We start from the raw sequence: 3,093 nt of genomic DNA on the forward strand, positions 1-3,093 counted from the left end.
GCGCCCCAGGCGCCGAGCTTGGCGTGCAAATAAACCAGGGCGCTGCCGTTGACCATGGCCTCGGGCAAGGGTGCGGCTTGAATCAGGTGAAACCAGTGATCGTAGGTGCGGGCCAGTTCGAAGTCCGTGGCGTTGTAGACGTCCAGCGTCGGCGCGATGTCGATCACGCACAAGCGCCTTACGCGGGCCGGATGGTCCAGCGCCAGCCGATGCGCCACGCGCCCGCCGCGGTCGTGCCCGCACACATCAAAAGACGCCACGTCCAGCGCCGCCATGAGCTCGACCATGTCCTGGGCCATGGCACGCTTGCTGTGGTTGCTGTGGTCCGCCAGGTCCGGCGGCTTGGACGAGTCGCCGTAGCCGCGCAGGTCGGGCATGACCAGATAAAAGTCCTTGTTGAGTTGGCGCGCCACACGGTGCCACATCACATGGGTCTGTGGAAAGCCGTGCAGCAGCAGCAACACCGGCCGCACACCCGGCACGCCGCGTGACACGTGGGCCTGGAGGCGGGCGCCGACCACATCGAAGTGGCGTGGTTCAAAATCTTCAAACCAGTTCATGCTGTGCTTTCGTTCCGGTAGAGGTTCCGGGGCAAGGATGGATCAGGGTGCTGCTATCTACCTTCGTTATCAACGCTAATGTAAAAGTTCAAATCACGTGCGGCAAGGCCTCCGCCAGAAAATCGTAGACCGCCCGGATAAGGCGGTTGGTGCGGATTTCGCGGTGCACCGCCAACCACATCGGCAAGGGCGGAATTTTCAGCAAGCCCGGCAGCACCTGCACCACGTCCGGCTCGGTGCGTGCCAGGTAGTCGGCCGCAAAACCCACGCCCAGCCCGGCGCGCACGGCCTGCCACTGCACCAGAAAATCGTCGCTGCGCAGCGCAAACGACGCGCGGCTGACCGGATAGCCCATGGCCTGAAAACCTTGCAGAATGGCGGGGTCAGCGTCGCTGCCGATCAGCGCGTGCTGCAGCAGTTCGGTGGGCTGGCGCAAGGCGCCGTGGCGCGCCAGGTAGCGCTTGTGGGCGTAGGCGCCCAAGCCCACCACGCCGATTTTTCGGGCCACCAGCGACGACTGGTCCGACCGCACCATGCGCACCGCAATGTCGGCCTCGCGGCGCAGCAGATTGCTGACCTGGTTGCTCGACACCAGCTCAATCTGGATGTCGGGCAGCGCCTGGCGCAGACGGGCCAGCAAGGGCGGCATAAGGTGCACGGCCACCGGCACGCTGGCGGTGATGCGCACGCTGCCGCTGGTTTGCGTTTGCGCGCCCGACAAGGTGCGCGCCAGCTGCAGGGCTCCGGCCTCCATGCCGCGTGCCGCCTCGGCCAGTTGCAGCGCCGTGGCCGAGGGCAGCAGGCCGCGGCCGGTGCGCTCGAACAGCACCACGCCGAGCTGGCTCTCGAGCTCGGCGATGTGGCGCCCGACGGTCGGCTGGCTGATGCGCAGCACGCGGGCCGCACCCAGCAGGCTGCCCTGATCCAGTGCCGCGAGGAAGGAGCGGATCAGGCCCCAGTCAAAGCCATGTGGCAAAGAGCTGCTCATTCAAAGGTATTCATAAATGCATGTCTGGTATGGCTATTTATGCAATTGTGGGGCTAGCCGTTTGTTTTCACAATAGCGCCATCGAACCATTCTGAAGGAGTAGAGCCATGCAAACCACTGTTCTGATTCTGGGCGCCCGCGGGCGTTTTGGCCTGGCCGCCGCGCGCGCCTTCTGTGATGCCGGCTGGCGTGTGCTGGGGCAAACGCGCCCGGGCGCCGAGGTGCCAGCCGACCCGCGCATCGAGTGGCTGGGCACTGATTTGCACGACACCCAAGCCCTGGCCACAGCGGCGCAAGGCGCGGCGGTGGTGGTGCATGCGCTCAACCCCGCCTACACCCACCAAGCCTGGCGCGCGCAAGTCACGCCCATGATGGAGGCTGCCATTGCCGTCACGCGGGCCTTGAACGCCACGCTGATGCTGCCCGGCAATGTCTACAACTTTGGCGCCGCCATGCCGCCCGTGCTGCGCGAAGAAACCGTCCAGGCGGCGCAAACGATCAAAGGGCAGATCCGCATCGCCATGGAGGCGCAGTTGCAGCGCTCCGGTGTGCGCGGTGTGGTCATCCGCGCCGGCGATTTTTTTGGCAGTGGGCGCGGCACCTGGTTTGACTCGATCATCGTGAAGGACATCCGCAAAGGCGTCTTCACTTACCCCGGCCAACGCGATGTGGCCACCGCCTGGGCCTATCTGCCTGACCTGGCGCGCACCTTTGTCGCGGTGGCGGGCAAACGCACGCAGCTACGCCCCTTCGAGGTTTTCCATTTCTCCGGTTACAGCATCACGGCGCAACAGTGGCTGGACGCGCTGACCCCGCTGGCGCGTGCCCAGGGCTGGGTCCCGCCCGATGCCGCGGTGAAACTGCGCACCCTGCCCTGGCCCGTGATCCGCGCCGCTGCCTGGTTTGTGCCGACCTGGGCGGCGCTGCTGGAGATGCGCTATCTGTGGCACACCCCCCATGCACTGGCCAATGACAAGCTCACGACCTTGATCGGGGCGGAGCCGCATACCGCGTTGTCGCTTGCCGCACAGACAGCGCTGACCGATTTGGCTAAGGTGGCGCCTTTGCTGGCACCCCGGCAACGCCGGGCAACGGTCGCCTGATTTGTTCAGCATTTTTTCAGAGGCACGCACCATGCAGCGTCGCAACTTCATTCGCATTGCTGGCGGCGGTGCCGTTGCCGCGGCCACCGTGACGACGGCCGGGCTGGCTGCCTGCAGCGCGGGCATGCCGCCTGAAGCGATCGAAGCCTGGCAGGGGCCGGGTCGCGACGCCGACCCTCAACAGGATGTGCGACGCTGGTTGCTGAGCTATGCGATTTTGGCGCCGCACTCGCACAACCTGCAGTCCTGGGTGGCCGACCTGGGCACGCCCAACGAAATTCTGCTGACTTGCGACCTGCACCGGCTGCTGCCGCAGACCGATCCCTTGTCGCGCCAGATCATGATGAGCCATGGCACTTTCCTGGAGTTGCTGGACCTGGCGGCGCGCGTGCGCCTGTCGCCTGACGCAACGGTACAAAAAGACCTGTTGTTTGCCCAGATT

3 protein-coding genes and 1 pseudogene are annotated in these 3,093 nt (G+C 65.4%); 2 read left to right on the forward strand and 2 right to left on the reverse strand.

The features are described from left to right. The coding region (locus tag B3V69_RS16255) for an alpha/beta fold hydrolase (protein WP_296448064.1) at nucleotides 1–560 on the reverse strand (560 nt) is incomplete at its 3' end. An 88-nt stretch (nucleotides 561–648) separates the two neighbouring features. Then, nucleotides 649–1,548: a LysR family transcriptional regulator gene (locus B3V69_RS16260; protein ID WP_349679224.1), complete on the reverse strand. Its 900-nt coding sequence runs from the start codon at nucleotides 1,546–1,548 to the stop codon at nucleotides 649–651. Nucleotides 1,549–1,655: 107 nt separating this feature from the next. On the opposite strand from B3V69_RS16260, the gene B3V69_RS16265 reads away from it, so the two are divergent. Further along, nucleotides 1,656–2,651 (forward strand): sugar nucleotide-binding protein, encoded by a 996-nt coding sequence (locus B3V69_RS16265; protein WP_296448051.1) that lies wholly within the window; start codon nucleotides 1,656–1,658, stop codon nucleotides 2,649–2,651. A gap of 31 nt (nucleotides 2,652–2,682) precedes the next feature. Beyond that, nucleotides 2,683–3,093, forward strand: a pseudogene (locus B3V69_RS16270) (twin-arginine translocation pathway signal protein); the annotation flags it as partial.

Origin of the sequence: Rhodoferax sp. UBA5149, from assembly GCF_002413825.1 — a bacterium.
Classification (GTDB): Bacteria; Pseudomonadota; Gammaproteobacteria; order Burkholderiales; family Burkholderiaceae_C; genus Rhodoferax.

Bases quoted from the DNA above. Each gene is read 5' to 3' on its own strand.
- B3V69_RS16260 (WP_349679224.1), bottom strand. From the start codon at position 1,548: ATGAGCAGCTCTTTGCCACATGGCTTTGACTGGGGCCTGATCCGCTCC.
- B3V69_RS16265 (WP_296448051.1), top strand. From the start codon at position 1,656: ATGCAAACCACTGTTCTGATTCTGGGCGCCCGCGGGCGTTTTGGCCTG.